The organism is Nocardia carnea (assembly GCF_029868855.1).
In the GTDB taxonomy this organism is placed as follows: domain Bacteria; phylum Actinomycetota; class Actinomycetes; order Mycobacteriales; family Mycobacteriaceae; genus Nocardia; species Nocardia carnea_A.
This window is the reverse complement of the sequence record NZ_JARWOV010000231.1, coordinates 34,370-51,765: the sequence shown is the minus strand read 5'-3', so window position 1 is coordinate 51,765 and position 17,396 is coordinate 34,370. Positions and strand designations below refer to the sequence as shown.

The 17,396-nt window shown below is 67.8% G+C and carries 13 protein-coding genes; 9 read left to right on the top strand and 4 right to left on the bottom strand.

Annotation, left to right across the window (positions count from 1 at the left end):
* On the bottom strand, nt 1–1,203 hold the full coding sequence (locus QH195_RS22505; protein WP_280436896.1) for a hypothetical protein: 1,203 nt from the start codon (nt 1,201–1,203) through the stop codon (nt 1–3).
* A gap of 142 nt (nt 1,204–1,345) precedes the next feature.
* Between QH195_RS22505 and QH195_RS22500 the strand changes: the two genes are divergently transcribed.
* The 9 genes from QH195_RS22500 to QH195_RS22460 all read left to right on the top strand — a co-directional run bounded on the left by QH195_RS22500 (nt 1,346) and on the right by QH195_RS22460 (nt 14,171).
* Nucleotides 1,346–2,785 (top strand): hypothetical protein, encoded by a 1,440-nt coding sequence (locus QH195_RS22500; RefSeq protein ID WP_280436895.1) that lies wholly within the window; start codon nt 1,346–1,348, stop codon nt 2,783–2,785.
* Nucleotides 2,786–2,965: 180 nt separating this feature from the next.
* On the top strand, nt 2,966–3,460 hold the full coding sequence (locus QH195_RS22495; RefSeq protein WP_280423444.1) for a hypothetical protein: 495 nt from the start codon (nt 2,966–2,968) through the stop codon (nt 3,458–3,460).
* Nucleotides 3,460–4,839 (top strand): hypothetical protein, encoded by a 1,380-nt coding sequence (locus QH195_RS22490; RefSeq protein WP_280436894.1) that lies wholly within the window; start codon nt 3,460–3,462, stop codon nt 4,837–4,839. Before QH195_RS22495 ends, QH195_RS22490 begins: the two co-directional genes overlap by 1 nt.
* Nucleotides 4,836–6,311: a vWA domain-containing protein gene (locus tag QH195_RS22485; protein WP_280436893.1), complete on the top strand. Its 1,476-nt coding sequence runs from the start codon at nt 4,836–4,838 to the stop codon at nt 6,309–6,311. The genes QH195_RS22490 and QH195_RS22485 overlap by 4 nt, the downstream gene beginning before the upstream one ends.
* A gap of 14 nt (nt 6,312–6,325) precedes the next feature.
* On the top strand, nt 6,326–7,441 hold the full coding sequence (locus tag QH195_RS22480) for an ATP-binding protein (RefSeq protein ID WP_280423447.1): 1,116 nt from the start codon (nt 6,326–6,328) through the stop codon (nt 7,439–7,441).
* A complete protein-coding gene (locus QH195_RS22475; protein ID WP_280436892.1) occupies nt 7,438–10,263 on the top strand; it encodes a DUF5682 family protein in 2,826 nt (941 codons plus the stop codon). Before QH195_RS22480 ends, QH195_RS22475 begins: the two co-directional genes overlap by 4 nt.
* Nucleotides 10,264–10,418: 155 nt before the next feature.
* Nucleotides 10,419–12,365, top strand: coding sequence for an acyl-CoA dehydrogenase family protein (locus QH195_RS22470; RefSeq protein WP_280436926.1), 1,947 nt, complete (start codon nt 10,419–10,421; stop codon nt 12,363–12,365).
* Nucleotides 12,366–12,472: 107 nt separating this feature from the next.
* Entirely contained in the window at nt 12,473–13,072 is a 600-nt protein-coding gene (locus tag QH195_RS22465) for a dihydrofolate reductase family protein (protein WP_280423449.1), read from the top strand.
* A 124-nt stretch (nt 13,073–13,196) separates the two neighbouring features.
* Nucleotides 13,197–14,171, top strand: a complete 975-nt coding sequence (locus QH195_RS22460; RefSeq protein ID WP_280436891.1) for a DUF2804 domain-containing protein — start codon at nt 13,197–13,199, stop codon at nt 14,169–14,171.
* A gap of 7 nt (nt 14,172–14,178) precedes the next feature.
* Here the strand turns inward: QH195_RS22460 and QH195_RS22455 are convergent, their stop codons facing one another.
* From QH195_RS22455 to QH195_RS22445, 3 genes are all read right to left on the bottom strand, one after another.
* A complete protein-coding gene (locus tag QH195_RS22455) occupies nt 14,179–15,543 on the bottom strand; it encodes an MFS transporter (protein WP_280436890.1) in 1,365 nt (454 codons plus the stop codon).
* A gap of 117 nt (nt 15,544–15,660) precedes the next feature.
* Entirely contained in the window at nt 15,661–15,867 is a 207-nt protein-coding gene (locus QH195_RS22450; protein WP_280436889.1) for a heavy-metal-associated domain-containing protein, read from the bottom strand.
* Nucleotides 15,868–15,905: 38 nt separating this feature from the next.
* Nucleotides 15,906–17,321 carry an MFS transporter gene (locus QH195_RS22445; protein ID WP_280436888.1) on the bottom strand — a complete coding sequence of 472 codons (1,416 nt, stop codon included), beginning with the start codon at nt 17,319–17,321 and terminating at the stop codon, nt 15,906–15,908.
* Nucleotides 17,322–17,396 lie beyond the last annotated feature (75 nt).

Here is a 17,396-nt window from a genome sequence, read left to right as displayed (position 1 = left end):
TCAGTTCGCGGCCGTGCCGGGTTCGAGGGCGAGCCGGACCTGCGCTTCTATCGCGGCGACCACCGGGCGCGGGAGGTGTACCCGGCCGCGGCCTTCGAGGTCCACGATGATCTGCTGCGCTTTGCGTAGGTAGGACGCCTTCTCTCCGGCGTGGTCGGTGGCCTGGGCGTGGTTGTAGAGCTTGGCGGCGGTGTCCAGATCGGATCGGTCGTTGTCGTGCAGGTAGCCGGTGCCGGTGGCTTTGCCGTCGCGTTCGCAGCGAATCCAGGTGCGCCGCAGCGTATCGACCGCGGCACGGTAGCGGCCCGCGTAACCGGCGTCGTCCGGGTAGGAGTCGGTCGCGAGTGCTTGCGCCTCCGCGAGGGCGGTGTGGAAGTCCATCACCGGATCCCGGCTGATATCGGTGACGCCGGGGTAGCGGAGGAAGAGGGTGGGGTCGAGTTCGTAGGCACCGTACTCGGACAGCACTCGGCGGTGTGTGGTGCGAGCGGCCTCCCACAGCCGCATATCTGCCGCGGGTGACGCGCCGGCCGCGGTACGCCACCCGTCGGTGGCAGGTTGCCCGGTTTCCCGGGGGTGGGTGTCCGCGGCACCCATCGGCTGCTGCGCGGTCGGCTCGGTGGACGACGGGCCGGAAGCCGTGGTCTCCGCCGCAGGTTTCGGCGCCGGTTCCCCGGCTGCGGCGCCTGGTAGGGCTTTACGGAGCCGGCGGATGATTTCCGTGGCCACAGGATCGGATTCGGCCACCGCGACCTGGTATGCGACGCCGTCGGCGAATGCCAGCCGCAGATACCGGCTGCCTTGTATTCGCAGGTCTTTGCGTGCGGGATCGATGTGGGTTTCCGGGGCGGCGTCGCGGGACAGTTCGACGCCGGTGAGTTCCGGCAGCGGGCGCACGATATCGGATGTTCCGGCGTGGTCGGTGCCGATGAGAATCTGGTCGTCGACGAGACCGAGGCGCACGGCCGCCCGGCGCGTAATGGGCGGGCCGGTAGCGGCGAGCGCGAACGAACCTGTCACCGCAGCGCCGACGATCGTGGCGACGATTGCCGGCGCGAGGCCGAGCAAGGAGAGCACGATCAGCATCGGCGCCGCGCCGACCAGCAGCGTTGCGCCGACCGTCCGGCGCACCCGAGCCGGGGGTGTGAGGTATTCCGTGCGGGTGATCAGCGCCGCGCCCGGCTCCTTGTCCGAGGTGCTCATGGCTGCGGAATCGTCGGGCGCATACCGGGAACGTTACCGCGACAACGCCGTCGGCGGTGGTCGGCGCGTATGGTTGGTCCATGTCCGGCGCTCTGCAGCAGTTCCGGCGGGCCGTATTCCCCGCCGATCACCAGGGGCGCCGGTGAATTCCATCGTCCGCGCCGCGATGGGCGGTGCCTGCCTCGGCGGTGGGATCGCGATCGGTGCCTACTCCGGTGGATGGTTCCTGCCGGCGGCGGTGATCGTCTCCGCCTTCGGGATCGGACTGGTCGTCAGCGATTTCGTCCGGTCGGCCGTCGGCGTCGCGGAGGGTGATCCGGTACCCGTGCAGGTGGATCTCATCGACCGGACCACCTCCCTCGTGGGCACTCCGCCGACCCTCGTCGCCGGTGAAGCCCGGCCACCGGGTGATGCCCCCTTCCGGTTCCAGACCAGTGCGAAACTGTCCGCCGGTCAGGTGGCCGAGGTCGTCCGGACCGGGCGGGGTGTACTTCCGGCGGAAGCAGTCGGTGTGCCGGGTGCCGAACCGGTGACCGAGCACAGCACTCTCCGCAGGCAGGTCCCGGCGGCGCTGGTGGCTGCTGCCGCGATGTGGGCGACGATGCTGTTGCCGCCGGGCGATTTCTGGGATCTGAGTGAGATGTCGATGAGCCCGCCACCGGTGCTGTCCGCGGCCGGTCCCGACGAACGCCCACTGTGGCAGTGGTACGACGACGCCCTGGCCCATGTGCGGGCCGAAGCGCCTGAGCTGCTCGATTCGATACTGGAGATCACCGCCAACGAGTCCTACGTCGAGCTGGAGGTGTATCTCGGCGGGGACCGATCGAGGATCTACGAAGGCCGCACCCGCGGCTGGGAGGTACGCGACGCGACGACTCCGCTGCGGGCCCGGGATACGTTCACCCTCGCCGACCTGCAGAACTTCTCGGCCCGGGACTTCCTGTCCCGGGCGGCGGATATGCTGCCGCCGGAGAAAAAGGAACCGAGCCGGTTGGAGATCGCGCGGGACAGCGAGGATATTTTCGGCTTCACCCATCCACTCCAGGCGGAAGCCTGGTTCGGTGACGGCTCCGATATCCGGATGTACGCACTGCCGGACGGGACGGTCGCGCCGTGGTGGCCGGCCGATGATCTCGCCGCGGCGCTGGAGCAGGTGGGTGCGGCTTTGACGGCCCGCGGAGTTCCGGCCGGTGCCCCATCGCTGGACTTGATCACTCTCGAACCCTCCGGGTCCGGTCTGTCGGGTTCCTTCGATCTCGACTTCTCCCGGGACGGCACCCTCCACCGCACCAGCGCTGCGGCCGGTGGGTTCACCGACGCGGACGATACCCACAGCGATTCCGAATCCCCCCGCTTCCGCCTCTCGGATCTCGATCCCGCCGTACTCACTCGGGTCCGCGACGACGCAATGGCCCGCCAGGGTATCGATCCCGTGGACCGGGCCACCGCCACGATCTCCATCGGGACCTGGGACAGGTTCGAATCGGATCGCGGCGAGGAGTTCGTGATCCATGTCGACTACAGCCGGGCGCACGGTGAATCGGCCTACTACACGCTGGGCGGGCAACACCTGTCCGGCTGACCCGTTGCCGCGGGTAAATCGAGAACCACGAGTAGCGGGTCGGGGGAGTCGATGCAGGCGATCAGTGCTGCTGGATCGCCCGGAAACCGGAGTCTTCTCCGTGGGGGAAACCGGCGGGCCGATCTTTGTCGGTGGGTTCGCTTAGGTTGATCGGTGTGATGAGAGACGGGAGGGGATCCCATGGGCTCCGATGACCATGAGCGGGAACAACATTCGGTGGTGCAGATGCTGCCGTCGGTCGCGCCGCGAAAGCTGGCCAAGGTGCCGTTCGTAGAGATGGCGGACGGGCGATTGCAGGGAGTGGTATCGAGCGGATCGGATATCGCGCGGGTGTACGTATCGTCGATTTCCGCGCGCGAGCACGGGCTCAGTTGTAGTACCAACAACAACAGGCCTTGCGGCGGGCACTCGGGCGGGTATGCGTGCAAACATATCCAGGCCCTGTTGGCCGAGGCAGTCCTGCAATACGGCATGGACAGGGTCGCGCGTTTCCTCGGTGTGGAGGTCCCCGAAGACGGCGATCTCCTTGCCCGGTTGCATACATCCGGCGCGGCCACCCCGGCGGCTGTCGTGTTCAGCAGATTTCTGCGACACCTGAGCTATCTGGAACAGCCCGGCTCCACGCAACCGGTTCCCGAGTTGCACTGGTTCCCGGCGGCGGGGGCGCCGGCCTGATGCTCGGAATGCAATTGGCGGCGCTGACCGCCGCACCCGATACCGGTGTCACCGAGGCGCTGGATGTGATCGACGGATTCGATGCCGCACTTCTGGACGGCTTCGGCCGTATCGGCGACGAGGCCGCGGATGCGCTCGCGGGCCTGAGCGCGGCCGTGGCCGGATCGCCGCTGGCCGGGGCGGTCGCCGAGGCCGTCGCCGCGATCGGCGCCGGTTCAATCGAACCCGAGAAGCTCGGCGCGCTGGCCGCGGGCCGCGCGGCCCTGCTGGGCGCAGTGCACGACGCGCTGCTGCACCGGTTCGATACGGCGGTCGGCCGGGAACGGGCGCCCGGTACGGCGTCCGCGCCACCGGCCGCGCCGGGCGGCGTCGTGGCGGGCTGCCGGGCCTGGCTGCAGGAACTGGCGATCAACGGCTGGCGCGGGGTCGACCACGACCTGGTTTCCGCTGCCGATCGAACCATCGAAGCGTTGTGGGCTGTGCCCGAACTACGCCGGCCGGCCGTGCTGCTCGACGGGTTCGCCGCCGAACTACGCGCGGGTGCGCCGATCGCGACACTGGACCGGATTCCGGTGCGGCGCTGGGCCGACCTGTGGTCGCAGGCCCTTTTGCTGACCTGGCGTGGCGGGCCGGATATCGACGCGGAGACCGTATCGGGACGGCTGCTGATACTCGGTGTCGATATGCACGAGCACGGTACAGCGGTGCAGGCACAGGTCCACGCGATCCTCGAAGCCGCTACCGAGCCCGCGCGGCTGGTGCGGGTGAGCATCGGCGCGGCCAAGGTCGACACCATCGTCGGTCCGGCCGTCTGGCAGGTGCTCGGGGAGCATCCGCACCTGCTGCAGGCGCTGGCCGAGCGCCGTACGGTCACGGTGGCGGATATGACACTCACCGCGGCCGGTGATCTCCGCTGGGTGGATGCGAACGCCGAACTCGGCGAACCGGCCGATCCGTTCACCACCGCCCGCATCCAGCTTCCGAAGGCCGTCGCGTCCGCGGTCGCGCCGCTGGACCGCCACCCGGTGCACCTGGGAGAACCGGTGCTGATGGAGAACTACCGCTGCGAAGACGGTGCCTTCGTCATCGACGGTCATCGCCTGCTCGTCGAACTCGACCGGTTGCCCCGCAGCGGTCCGCTGACCGCTGCCCTCGTCACCAAGTCCACGGCATGCCTGGGCCTGGTGCGCTGGGACGGCGGGCAGTGGCGCCTGCGCCCCCTCGCGATCGAATACGTGTTCAAGAAGGCGACGACCGCCGCACACACCGGCGACTGGGCGCAGGGCCCGACCGATCCGAAGATTGCCAAAGCACTGGCCAAATCCGGTGACGCGGTCGCGGTGCTGCGCGAACGCGCGGGACGGTTGCTGCGCAAATGACCACAGCTCCCGAGCAGACCGGCCCTGCCCGACCCGATATCCGCGAAACCCAGCGGCAGATCCTGTACTGGCGTCTCCTCGCCGGAATCTTCGATTCCGAACCGCAGCCCACGCTGGACTCGGCCGGCGTCTCGATCCTCGACGATCTCGGATTACCTGCCGCGCTGCTGGATCCCGGTATCGCTGTCGATACGGTTGTCCAGCGGTTTCCCGAGCTGAAGAACGAATTCGAGCGGCTCGGACAGGGATTCGGAGAGCCCGCCGTGAATACCCCGGGATCTCCGGCGGCCGGTGCCGCATCCGGGTCGTCGGGTTCGACCTCAGGTCGGCCGGTTTCCGGGTCCGGCGGTGTGGAAACCCGATCCGAGACGGAGGAATCCGTTTCCGGTCCCGGCGTTCCTGCGTTCGACCCCACCGCGAACCGCGACCTCGAGGTCCGCAACGCCGCATTGATATCGAAACTCCTGCTCAATGTGTTCGCCACCGGTTCGGGTACGGTCAGCGCCACCCAGCTGGCGAATTGGCAGGCCGACGCCGGTCATCTGCGTGCTCTGCTCGGCGGTTCCGGCAGCGGTGACGGCGAGATCCAGGCCGCGCTCGGCAAGGTCGAGGGCGAGCTGGTCGCCCGCATGCACCTGCGCGAAGTCCTCGCCGACCCGGTGCTTTCGGCGCGGCTCACCCCGAGCATGTCGTTGATCGAACAGTTGCTGCGCGACAAGGCGAATCTGTCCGGCGTCGCGCTCGCCAACGCCAAACGACTGATCCGCCGCTACGTCGACGAGGTGGCCGAGGTACTGCGCACGCAGGTGCAGCAGAGTTCGGCCGGCACCGTCGACCGGTCGGTGCCACCGAAACGCATCCTGCGCAATCTCGATGTGGATCGCACGATCTGGAAGAACCTGACCAACTGGAACCCGGAGGACGAACGCCTCTACGTCGACCGGTTGTTCTACCGGCAGACCGCGAAGCGGACTGTGCCCGCCCGCATGATCGTGGTGGTCGACCAGTCGGGATCGATGGTCGATTCGATGGTCAACTGCACCATCCTGGCCTCCATCTTCGCCGGACTGCCGAAGGTCGACGTGCACCTGATCGCCTTCGATACCCGCGCGCTGGACCTCACGCCGTGGATCCACGACCCCTTCGAGGTGCTGCTGCGCACCAAGCTCGGCGGTGGCAACGACGGGCCGGTCGCGATGGCGATGGCGCAACCCAAGATCGCCGATCCCGCCAACACCGTGATGGTGTGGATCTCGGACTTCTACGAGTTCGACCGTTCCCAGCCGTTGTTCGAGGGCATTCAGGCGGTGCACCGCAACGGGGTGAAATTCATCCCCGTCGGTTCCGTCAACAGCTCCGGGCACCAGAGCGTGAACCCCTGGTTCCGCGAACGGTTCAAGGCGATGGGCACCCCGGTGATCTCCGGCCGCATCCAGAAGCTCGTCAACGAACTCAAGAACTTTCTCGACTAGGAGACCTCCGTACCATGACAGACACCACCCTGCGCGCACCCGCCGAGATCAAGTACGCCGAGGAACTGGATTGGCTGGAATCCATCGATACCGGCCCGAAACCGTTCGCCTGGCGGTTGAGCCCGAAGATGGTCCGGCTGTTCGTTCTCGGCTCCGAACGCGCCGACGGCCTCGACCGTACGATCGACCAGAAATGGTTCGGTGACCGCAGTTTCGTCGAACGCAGCATCGTCACCCTGGCCTCCGACCGTGGACTGCTGCTGATCGGTGATCCCGGCACCGGGAAGAGCTGGCTGGCCGAACTGCTCTCGGCGGCCATCAGCCGCAACTCCACCCTGGTTGTGCAGGGCACCGCGGGAACCACCGAGGATCACATCAAGTACTCGTGGAACATCTCGATGGTCATCGCCAAGGGGCAGTCGCGCGAATCGATGATCCCCTCGCCCATCATGACGGCGATGGAGCAGGGCGTGATCGGGCGTTTCGAGGAGCTCACCCGCTCCACCAGCGATGTACAGGATGCGCTGATCTCCATCCTGTCCGAGAAGTACGTGTCGATCCCCGAACTCGATTCCGACAATATCGTGTTCGCCAAACCCGGTTTCTCCATCATCGCCACCGCGAACAGCCGTGATCGCGGTGTGAACGATCTGTCCTCGGCGTTGAAGCGGCGCTTCAACTTCGTGCGCATCCCGGTCGTCACCAACAAACGCAGCGAGGCGGAGATCGTGCGCTTCCGCACCGCGGAACTGTTGCGCCGCCATCGGATCGAGCTCGAGTTGCCGCCGACCCTGCTCGATATCCTGCTCGACAGTTTCGCCGATCTGCGGGCCGCGGCCGCCGCGGCCGGCAGCGACGACGAGAAGCTGGAATCGGCGCTGTCGACCGCCGAGCAGATCGGTGTGCTCGAGGACGCCATCCTGCACAGCCAGTTCTTCGGCGACGCCGCACTGCGTCCGGAGATCCTCGCGGGCTCGCTGGTGGGCTCACTGGCCCGGCGCGCCCCGGAGGACTTGGCCATCCTCAACAAGTTCTGGCACGGCGTGGTGGAGCCGCGTAGCAAGGATCTCGGCGGCGACTGGCAGCCGTTCCTGGAGGGCGGCCGCGACGCCATCGCGAGGCTTTCGTGACCCCGTTCGGGCCGCTGCGTGAGCAGCTCAGGTCCGCGGCGGAGGAGTTCGCCGGTGAGCCGGGGGTGGTCGCGGACATCCTCACCGGCATGATCGACGATGTCGACCGGGCCTTGCGCGAGCGGCTGGAGATCTTTCCGGTCTGCCACCATTCGCCCGCATCCGGGCTCGCGATGGTGCGCCGCCTACGGGAAAAGCAGCCGAGGGTGATCTACCTCGAACTCTGCGAGGATATGCGCCCCATGCTCGACGAGCTGCGCAACTGCACCCTCCCAGTGGCGGTGCAGGCGTGGGCCGGTGAGCTCGAGGGGTTTCCCGCCACCTGGGCACCGTTGTCGGTGGTCGCACCGATCACCGAGGCATCGGCCGAATACCAGGCCATCTCGTACGCGCTGACCACACCGGGTGTGGAGTTGGTATGCGTAGATCGCTCCACCGATCACGTCTTCCAATGGACGAGCGAGGGCGACGAGTCGGCGCCGGCGGAACACGTGCCGCCCGCGGCGGAACCGGATTCCGGCGAAACCGCCGAACCCGCGGCCGAGGAAGCGAAACTACACGGTGACGCGGTAGGTATCGAGATCGGTGATCTGCGACCACATTTCGCCGAACTCGAAGCCCACCTGCTACATCACGGCAAGGTACGGCACTGGTCGGAGTGGTGGGACCAGTACGTGGAGCAGCCGCTCTCGACCGCCGACTACGACACCTACCGGCAGGTCATGGTGCTCATCGGCAGCCTGTTCCGGCGGTTGCGGACCACCGGCACGAGCCGCGACGAGGACCGCGAACGCTATATGTGGACGCGGATGCGTGAACACCTGGACAGGACCGGCGCGGATCCGTCGACATGTCTGTATGTATGCGGAGCTTTCCACGCCGCGAGCCGGGTGGAGCAGTTCGGCCTGGAATCGCAGACCCCCTTCGAGATCGACCCCCCGACCGGGACCACATGGCAGTACGGCCTGATCCCATCCAGCCATTCGGCCATCGAAGCGCAGTTCGGGCTGGCCGCCGGCTCGGTCTCCATCGCGGCCGCTACCTGGTCGAAAGGCCTGAAACGCAGCCGTATCCGTCCGTTCGCCCTCGCCGCGGGGCCGGTTGCGGCGAAGAAAGGGGCGGGGAAGAAGGCCGCTGCGCCGGCGCTCGCGGTGGGCGCCGAAACGGTTGCTGTCGCGGATCAGCTGTCCGGATTCCTGTCCACGCCGCCACGGCTGGATACCGTGGACGAGGCGGAACTCCTGGAGTGGTCGGTCGATATCGTGCGGTTGGCGCGCCGCAACGGTTACCTCGCCAGCACCGCCGACGCCATCGCGATCTACGAGACCTCGATCCTCCTGGCGGCGATGCGCGATCGAGCCCGCCCCACGCCGTACGACTTCCAGGACGCGGCGATCACGTGTATCGAGAAGGATCGGGTCCCCGGCCGTCGCGATGTACGCCGGCTCTGCGAGATCCTGCTCGGTGGCGACCGTATCGGGCGCGTCGGTTACGACGCCCTGCCGCCACTGGCGCGCAATGTCTACGACAGGCTGACCGCTCTCGGTATCGACCCGACCAACACCCGGGTCCAGCGCACCCTGCTCGATCTGGGCGCCGACCCGCATCTGCGCCCCGGCTCGGACCTGCTGTGGATGCTGCGCAGGCTGCTGCCCGGTGCCGCGGTGCGCCCGATCATGGGTTCCCGGGGGCTCGGTGAGCGTTCCATTCAGGAGAGCTGGGACGTCGCGATCGGCAAATACCAGCGTGACCTGGTGGAGCTGGGTTACGAAGGCGTCACTCTGGAACAGGTGCTCGAACAGCGCCTGCGGTCGGAGGTCAACGGTTCCGAGGCCTCGGCGGCACGCGCGCTTGCCGCGGTCGAGGACGCGCTCGTGTACCTGGGATCGGTGCGTCTGGCCGATGAACTCGGCGGCCGCGCGGTGGAGCTGCTGACCGCCGAACGCACCGTCGACGGCGCCCCGGAGGTACTGCGCCGGATCCGGGCACTGATCGACTACTACCGCGCCACCGATACGGGTCTGCCGGCCTGGTGCGGCCGGTTCGTCACCGCCGGTTACGCCCACTACTGCACCTTGCTGCCCACCGCGTTCACCGACGACGCCACCGGCGTCCGGCCCGTCGCCGCCATGCTGGGTTTCCTGTTCGGCATGGAGAACCTGGCATTGTCGCTGGGCTGCGATCACAGCCAGCTCGAGCTGGCCGTGCAGCAGTCGCATCCGGAATCCCCGGCCAAGGTCGCGCTGCTCTGGGCCACCCGGATGCAATTGGGCATGCTGACCCTCCCGGACCTACGGCAACGCTGCGACGAGATGCTGGCCAACCCGCTGGTGGTCCCGGCGTTCCCGCAATATCTGAGCGGGTTCGTCCAGGCGATGGATCCGGTGCCGTCGATCAAATCGTTCGTGGTCGAACTGCTGTCCAAGGCGTTCGGCCGGCTGCCCGATGCGATTCTGCTGCCGTGGCTGCCCGGCCTGATCACCACACTGCGTGGTCAGGCCGGCGAGCTGATTCCGATGCTGACGCGGGAGGCGGGCCGGACGTTCCCCGGCGACCGGGCAGGTATCGAGTCCTTCGTCCCGCCCTGGTCGCGTCCACCGAGGCAGGCAGCCGGTAGCGCACCGGCCGCCGATTCGGGCGGTCCGGCCGCCGAACTGTTGCGTGCCCATCCCGTGGCCTGTGACGCCTTTGCGACGCTGCTGGGTCACGAGGGCGAATGGCAACAGTCGGCGGCCGCACCGTACCCGGCAGCGACCGGACTGCTCGAGTCCCATCCGGCGACAGCATCGGCTCTGGCGGAGCTGCTGGCCGCCGCGCGCTGATCGATAACAGGCCGCTGTTCGAGGAGGGCGCTGCGGCACCCATGGTGACGAGGGGTCCGTGCCCAGGCGCGGGCCCCTCGTCAGATCGATCTACCTGCGGGTAACATGGCCTCGAGCATGCGACTGTGATCGTCGTCACCTTCGAGGAGGACGCCATGGCTACTGCCGAGCGAGTCGATGCCACCGAGGAACAGTCCCGCCGGCTGGTCGAGGAATCCCGCGAGACCGGCTGGGCCAAACCCTCCTTCGCCAAGGAGTTGTTCCTGGGCCGCTATCGGGTGGATCTGATCCATCCGTTTCCCCGACCCGATGCGGAAGACACCGCCAGAACCGACGCGTATCTGTCCCGGCTCCGGGCCTATTGCGAGACCATCGACGGCAGTGTGATCGAGGCGGAGGGCCGGATCCCCGAGGAGTATGTGCGCGGCCTCGCCGAACTCGGCTGCTTCGGTCTGAAGATTCCCGAGCAATACGGTGGGCAGGGTCTTTCCCAGGTCGGCTACAACAAAGCGCTGATGCTGACCGCCTCGGCGCACCCCAGTCTGGGTGTGTTGTTGTCCGCGCACCAGTCGATCGGTGTGCCGGAACCACTGAAACTGGCGGGTACGCCGGAGCAGAAGCAGCGGTTCCTGCCCCGCTGTGCGCAAGGCGCGGTGAGTGCCTTCCTGCTCACCGAACCCGACGTCGGCTCCGATCCGGCCCGGCTGGCCAGTACGGCGACACCCACGGCCGACGGCGAGGCGTACGAGATCAACGGCGTCAAACTGTGGACCACGAACGGTGTGGTCGCGGAACTGCTGGTGGTGATGGCGCGGGTGCCGAAGAGCGAAGGCCACCGCGGTGGTATCTCCGCCTTCGTCGTCGAAGCCGACAGTCCGGGTATCACCGTGGAGCGACGCAACTCGTTCATGGGCCTGCGCGGTATCGAGAACGGCGTCACCCGCATGTACAACGTCCGCGTGCCGGCGCAGAATCTGATCGGCCGCGAGGGCGACGGCCTGAAGATCGCATTCACTACACTCAACGCCGGTCGGCTCGCGATTCCGGCGATGTGCGCGGCGGCAGGCAAATGGTCGCTGAAGATCGCCCGCGAATGGTCCGGCGCGCGCGTGCAGTGGGGGCGGCCGGTCGGCGAGCATGCTGCGGTCGGCGCGAAGGTGTCCTTCATCGCGGCGACGACCTATGCCCTCGAGGCGGTACTCGATCTCTCGGCGACCATGTGCGACGAGAACCGTAACGACATCCGCATCGAGGCGGCACTTGCCAAGCTGTGGGCGTCGGAGATGAGCTGCCGGATCGCCGACGAACTCGTGCAGATACGAGGTGGTCGCGGATACGAGACGGCGGCGTCGCTGCGCGACCGCGGCGAGCGTGCGGTCGGCGCCGAACAGCTGGTGCGCGATCTGCGGATCAACCGGATCTTCGAGGGTTCCAGCGAGATCATGCGACTGCTCATCGCCCGGGAGATGGCCGATGCGCATATGTCCGCCGCCGGAGCCCTGGTCGACCGGCATGCGGAGTTCAAGGAGAAAGCACGAGCGGCGGTGGGGGCCGGCGGTTTCTACGCCAAATGGTTCCCGCAGCTGGCCGTCGGATCGGGCACGGCACCGGCCGCGTTCGGTGAGTTCGGGCCGCTGGCCCGGCATATGCGCTTCGTCGAGCGGATGGCACGTAAACAGGCTCGCGCGCTGATGTACGGGATGGCGCGCTGGCAGGCGAAGCTCGAGTACCGGCAGGTTTTCCTGGGACGCATCGTCGATATCGGCGCGGAGCTTTTCGCGATGTCGGCGGCCTGTGTCCGCGCGCAGGCCGAACGCGGCGACGGCACGGCAGAAGGGGAAGCCGCCACGGAGCTGGCCGATATGTTCTGCCGGCAGGCGCGAATCCGTGTGCGGCAGTTGTTCGATTCGCTGTGGGACAACACCGACGACGAGGATATGCGCCTGGCCCGCGGCGTGCTCGACGGTCGCTACCAGCACCTGGAGGAGGGCATTCTCGACCCGAGCGAGGGCACCGGCCCGTGGATCGCCGAGTGGCAGGTGGGCCCGTCCACCGAGGAGAACCTGCTGCGACCGTGGTTCCGGGTGGGGGCACTGCACTGATCGGTTGAGCGGGTGCCGCGCCCGGCGGATCCGCCGAGACTCCGTCCGGCCGCACACCGGATCTCGCTGTACCGATGAATCCGGGTGTCGGCCGGAGTCGACAGAGTATGGCGACAGTGATCATGCATGCAGTGGTGTCGGTGGACGGTTTCATCGCCGACCGGAACGACGACGTCGGGCCGCTGTTCGACTGGTACTTCAACGGTGAGGTCCCGCTGGTGGCGGACGACGAGCTCGAGCGGGACCACCCGCCGTTCCGGCTCGGCCGCCGCTCCTACGAGTACACGGCACCCTTCTGGAACAGTATCGGGGCAACCATCCAGGGGCGGCATCTTTTCGATATGACCAACGGCTGGGAGGCGAAACCGCCCGCGGGCGAGCATCTGCTCGTCGTCTCGCACCGGCCCAAGCCCGAGGGCTGGCATCCGGAAGCGGATGTGCCGTTCTTCGGCGATATCGCCACGGCTGTGGAAGAGGCGAAACGGCGGGCCGGTGACCGTATCGTGGCGGTGTGTGCCGGGGATGTCGGCGGGCAGGCGCTCGCGCTCGGCCTGGTCGACGAAGTCGCGATGGACGTGGTGCCGGTCGTATTCGGTTCGGGTAAACGGTATTTCGGCCCGGTGGACGGACAGCATCTGCTCGAGGACCCCGATGTCGTAGTCCAGGGTGACCGGGTGCTGCACCTCAGGTACCGCGTTCGTCGCTGACAGCGGCGGTTCCGGGTCCGGCGACAGCCGGGCCGGGTTCGCTGTCCGCCCGTACGGTGTGCCCGCCGAGTATTGTCCTCTGCTGCCGGCGTAGGTGTCGAGTCGTGAGGAGCTGCGGGCGAGTATGGCCACGGAACGCGAGATCACCGAACCCGTCGATCTGTGCCGCCCGGACGGCCGGCTCGACCCCGCCGCTGTCGGATGGACGCGGCGGCCCCTGCATCGGGCGAATCTGCGCGGCCGGGGTCGCCGGAAGCGCTGGGAGTACTGGGGAATCGTCACCCCGGAACATATCGTGGGCATCGTGGCGTCCACGCTCGATTACGCCGGGGTGCACGGGATCTATGTGCTGGACCGGGAAACGGGTGCGGAGACCACCCGGGACGCGGTGGTGCCGTTCGGCCGAGGAGCGGTCATGGGGGAGCGCAGCGGGCAAGGAGTGAACTCGGTGCGCGGTGGCGGTGTCGATATCGAATTGTCGAACGACGCGGCCGGGACTGCGATCGAGGCCCGCGCGGACGGGGTGCGGTTGTCGGCTCGGGCGGAGCTGCCGCCCGGTCACGAATCACTGGGTGTGGTCGTGCCGTGGAGCGCGCGGCGCTTCCAGTACACGGTCAAAGATGTGGGCCGGCCGGCCGCCGGGACTCTGACGCTGGGGTCGCGCGAGTACGTATTCGACGACGCGTTCGCCGTGCTGGACCACGGCCGCGGGAAATGGCCGTATGCGATCGACTGGAACTGGGCCGCCGGCTACAAGCCCGGGCTGGGGGTCCAGTTCGGCGGTAAGTGGACCGAAGGTACCGGCAGCACCGAGAACGCACTCGTCGTCGACGGCCGGATCCACAAGATCAGCGACGAATTGCGGTGGGACTACGACCCCGGGAATTGGCTGCGGCCCTGGCATATCACCGGGGAGCGGGTCGACGCCGAATTCCGGCCGTTCCATACGCGTACGGCGAAAACCGATCTGTTCGTGCTGGCCAACGACACCCACCAGTGTTTCGGGAATTTCCACGGCCGCGCCCGCACCGACGACGGGCGCTGGCTGGATCTCGGCGGTGCGGTCGGCTGGGCGGAGGAGACACGGAACCGCTGGTGAGTGCCGGTCATGCGGCCGGCGCGTGTTCCCGGGCCGGCCAGCGAGGGTGCTCGGCGTCGATGACGTAGACGTGGGTGTGCTGGTAGAGGTGGTCGTTCACACGGACGGCGTCGGTCAGGCGCGCGGGGTCGATGGTGCCGGCTTCGTGCGGGTGGGTCAGTTCGGCGGGATCGTCGCGGGGCCACAGGCGGGTCGCGAGGACGGCGCCGCCGGTGGCGAGGACGGCGAGGGTGACCCAGGTCGTGCTGAGCCCGGCGGTGGTGGTGAGCCAACCGGTGAGCGGATAGGTGACCAGCCAGGCCAGGTGGGACAGCGAGAATTGGGCGGCGAAGAGAGCCGGGCGATCCGCTGGGTGCGACGAGCGCCGCAGAACCTGGCCGGTCGGGGTGAGTACGGCGGCGGTGCCCGCCCCGATGACGGCCCAGATCGCTGTGGCGGCGATCTGGCGCCAGTCCCCGGTCTCGGCCGTGGAGAGGGCGACGGCCGCCGCGAGGCCGGTGACCAGGACCGCCGCGCCGGTGCGCATGACCGGCCGGGCGCCGGCACGGTCGAGGATCCGGGGCAGTGCCAGCGCGCTGATCATCGTGCCGAAACCGTTGGCCGCCAGCAGCTTCGCCACATCGGCCTGATCGCCGCCGAGGGTATCGCGGGCGTAGTTGACGGTATTCACCATGATGATCGAGCCCGCCGCCGCGATGACGAGATTGAAGGCGAGGAGCCCCCGCAGCCGAGGTGTCGCCATGAATATCCGCATTCCTACCGCGATGCGTTCGCCGAAGGAGCCTTCCACGGTGGCACCGGCGTTCGGAATGCGGGTAGTCACCACGAGCGCCGCCGAGACCACGAAACCGATCGCGGTGCCGACGAACAGCCAGTGGAAACTGATGACGGCCAGCGCGGCCGCGGCCAGCATCGGACTGAGCAGGGTCTCCATGGTCGCGGCTAGTTGCGCGGCCGACAGTGCCCGCGTGTAGTCCCGCTCGTCGGGGAGGATATCGGGAATGACGGCCTGATAGGTGGGTGTGAAGGCGGCCGAGGCAGTTTGGAGCACCGCGATCAGCACGTAGATATGCCAGATCTGGTCGACGAAGGGTAGCGCCGAAACTACTCCGGCTCGAACGATATTGAGGCCGACGAGGAAGGGCCGGCGCGGAATGCGATCCGCGTAAGCGCCCACGACGGGGGCGACCGTCACGTAGACGACCATCTTGATGGTGAGCGCGAGACCGAGAACGGCCGCCGCATCGGCGCCGGCGAGCTCGTAGGCGAGCAATCCCAGTGCCACCGTGGTCAATCCGGTGCCGAACAGTGCCGAGATCTGAGCTGTGAAAAGTCGTAGGTAGTCGCGGTGGGCGAACAGTGAGGTGATCATCGTGACCTCCGGGGGCCTCGCGCCGCTCACCACCGGGTATCGGGTCTGCGGAAGACCGGCGATTCGGGCGGGTCCTCCGTGGAGGACCCGCCCGGTGTGGTGCTGTCGCGGCGGGTGTCAATCGGTGACGGTGTACCCGGCCCGGGTGACCGCGGTCGCGATCAGGTCGGGGCGGATCGGGATGGTGCTGTCGATGCTGACTGCTCCGGTGCCGAGGTCGACGGCGACGGCGGTGACGCCGGGAACGCGTCCGACCTCTTCGCGCACCGAAGTAACGCAGCATCCGCAGGTCATTCCGGAAACGGTGACGACGGTGGTGGCCATGATCTCTCCTGTTCGATGGTTCTTCGGTGCGGTAACCGTCAGCCGGCGGGCGAGGTGGTTTTCGCCGGCGACGCGATGGTGGCGGCGGTGAGCCCGGCGCCGACGAGTGCTATCGCGCCCGCCCCGAGGAAGGCGGCCGAGTAGCCGTCGGTGAGTTGCGGCAGATCGGTGAGTTGGTCGGCGCCGAATGCGGCGGCCAGTGCGGTCATGGCGGCCAGGCCGAGCGCGGAACCGATCTGGTAACTCACATTGACGATGCCCGAGGCCAGCCCGCCTTCCTCGGGCCGTGCCGCGCCGATGGCGGTGCCCAGCGAGGGAATGAAGGCCAGCGACATGCCGCCCGCGGCGACCAGTGAGGCGGGCAGGACGTCGATCCAGAAGCTGCCGGTCGGCCGGACCAGCGACATGATGCCCAGTCCGAGACCGAGGACGGCCAGGCCCGTCACGATCATCGGTTTGGCGCCGAAACGTTGCATCGCCCGGGGTGCGAGCACGATCATGCCGAGCATGATCAAGGTGGTCATCGGGAGCAGTGCCGCGCCGGACGGGAAGGCGCTGTAACCGAGGACCTGCTGCAGGTACAGGTTCAAGAAGAACCACATGGGCACCCACGCCGCGCCCAGCAGTAGCTGTGCGAGGTTGGCCGCGGCCAGGCCGGGAGCGCGGAAGATGCTCAGGGGCATCAGGGGTTCGCGGCGGCGTGCCTGCAGGAGTACGAACCCGGCGAGTAGTGCGGCGGCGACGCCGAGTACTGCCCAGGTCTGCGCCGAGCCCCAGCCGGCCTCGGGTGCGCGGACGATGCCGTAGACGGCGGTGGCGAGACCCGCGGTGGCGGCGGCCGCGCCGAGCAGGTCCACCGAGCCCGGGCGGGCCGGCGCGTTGGGCATCAGGACCGGAACTGCGATCAATGCCAGGATCGCGATCGGGATATTGATGTAGAAAACCCATGGCCAGCTGAGGTATTCGGTGAGCACGCCGCCGAGGAACACCCCGGCGGTACCCCCGGCCGGTGCCGCGGCACCGTATACGGCCAGCGCCTTCGTCAACTCCTGTGGGGAGGAACCGAAGAGTGTCATCAGCAGGGTGAGCGCGGCGGGTGCGATCAGTGCCGCACCGGCACCTTGAACCGCCCGTCCGGCCAATTCGATACCCACGGTTCCGGCCGCGCCCGCGACGACCGATCCGGCGAGCAGGATCACCCATCCGGTGGCGAATATCCGGCGGGCGCCCAGTAGATCGGACAGTCGCCCGCCCAGCAGTAGCAGTCCACCGAAGGCGATGACGTAGGCGTTGAATACCCAGGTCAGGTTTTCCGGGGAGAAGCCGAGATCGGTCTGCATTCGCGGGAGTGCGATCCCGATGATCGAGGTGTCCATGATGACCATGAACTGGGCGGCGGCGATCACCGCCAGCGCCCACCATTTTCGTGTCGCGGGGCGTGTCTGGATTGTCATGACTGTTCCTAGTTACTATACCCCGGTAGGGTATTGAGAGAGAGTTGTAGGCCGATCTCTCCGGCGATCACCGGG

Bases quoted from the DNA above. Each gene is read 5' to 3' on its own strand.
- QH195_RS22505 (WP_280436896.1), bottom strand. From the start codon at position 1,203: ATGAGCACCTCGGACAAGGAGCCGGGCGCGGCGCTGATCACCCGCACG.
- QH195_RS22495 (WP_280423444.1), top strand. From the start codon at position 2,966: ATGGGCTCCGATGACCATGAGCGGGAACAACATTCGGTGGTGCAGATG.
- QH195_RS22490 (WP_280436894.1), top strand. From the start codon at position 3,460: ATGCTCGGAATGCAATTGGCGGCGCTGACCGCCGCACCCGATACCGGT.
- QH195_RS22485 (WP_280436893.1), top strand. From the start codon at position 4,836: ATGACCACAGCTCCCGAGCAGACCGGCCCTGCCCGACCCGATATCCGC.
- QH195_RS22480 (WP_280423447.1), top strand. From the start codon at position 6,326: ATGACAGACACCACCCTGCGCGCACCCGCCGAGATCAAGTACGCCGAG.
- QH195_RS22470 (WP_280436926.1), top strand. From the start codon at position 10,419: ATGGCTACTGCCGAGCGAGTCGATGCCACCGAGGAACAGTCCCGCCGG.
- QH195_RS22465 (WP_280423449.1), top strand. From the start codon at position 12,473: ATGGCGACAGTGATCATGCATGCAGTGGTGTCGGTGGACGGTTTCATC.
- QH195_RS22460 (WP_280436891.1), top strand. From the start codon at position 13,197: ATGGCCACGGAACGCGAGATCACCGAACCCGTCGATCTGTGCCGCCCG.
- QH195_RS22455 (WP_280436890.1), bottom strand. From the start codon at position 15,543: ATGATCACCTCACTGTTCGCCCACCGCGACTACCTACGACTTTTCACA.
- QH195_RS22450 (WP_280436889.1), bottom strand. From the start codon at position 15,867: ATGGCCACCACCGTCGTCACCGTTTCCGGAATGACCTGCGGATGCTGC.
- QH195_RS22445 (WP_280436888.1), bottom strand. From the start codon at position 17,321: ATGACAATCCAGACACGCCCCGCGACACGAAAATGGTGGGCGCTGGCG.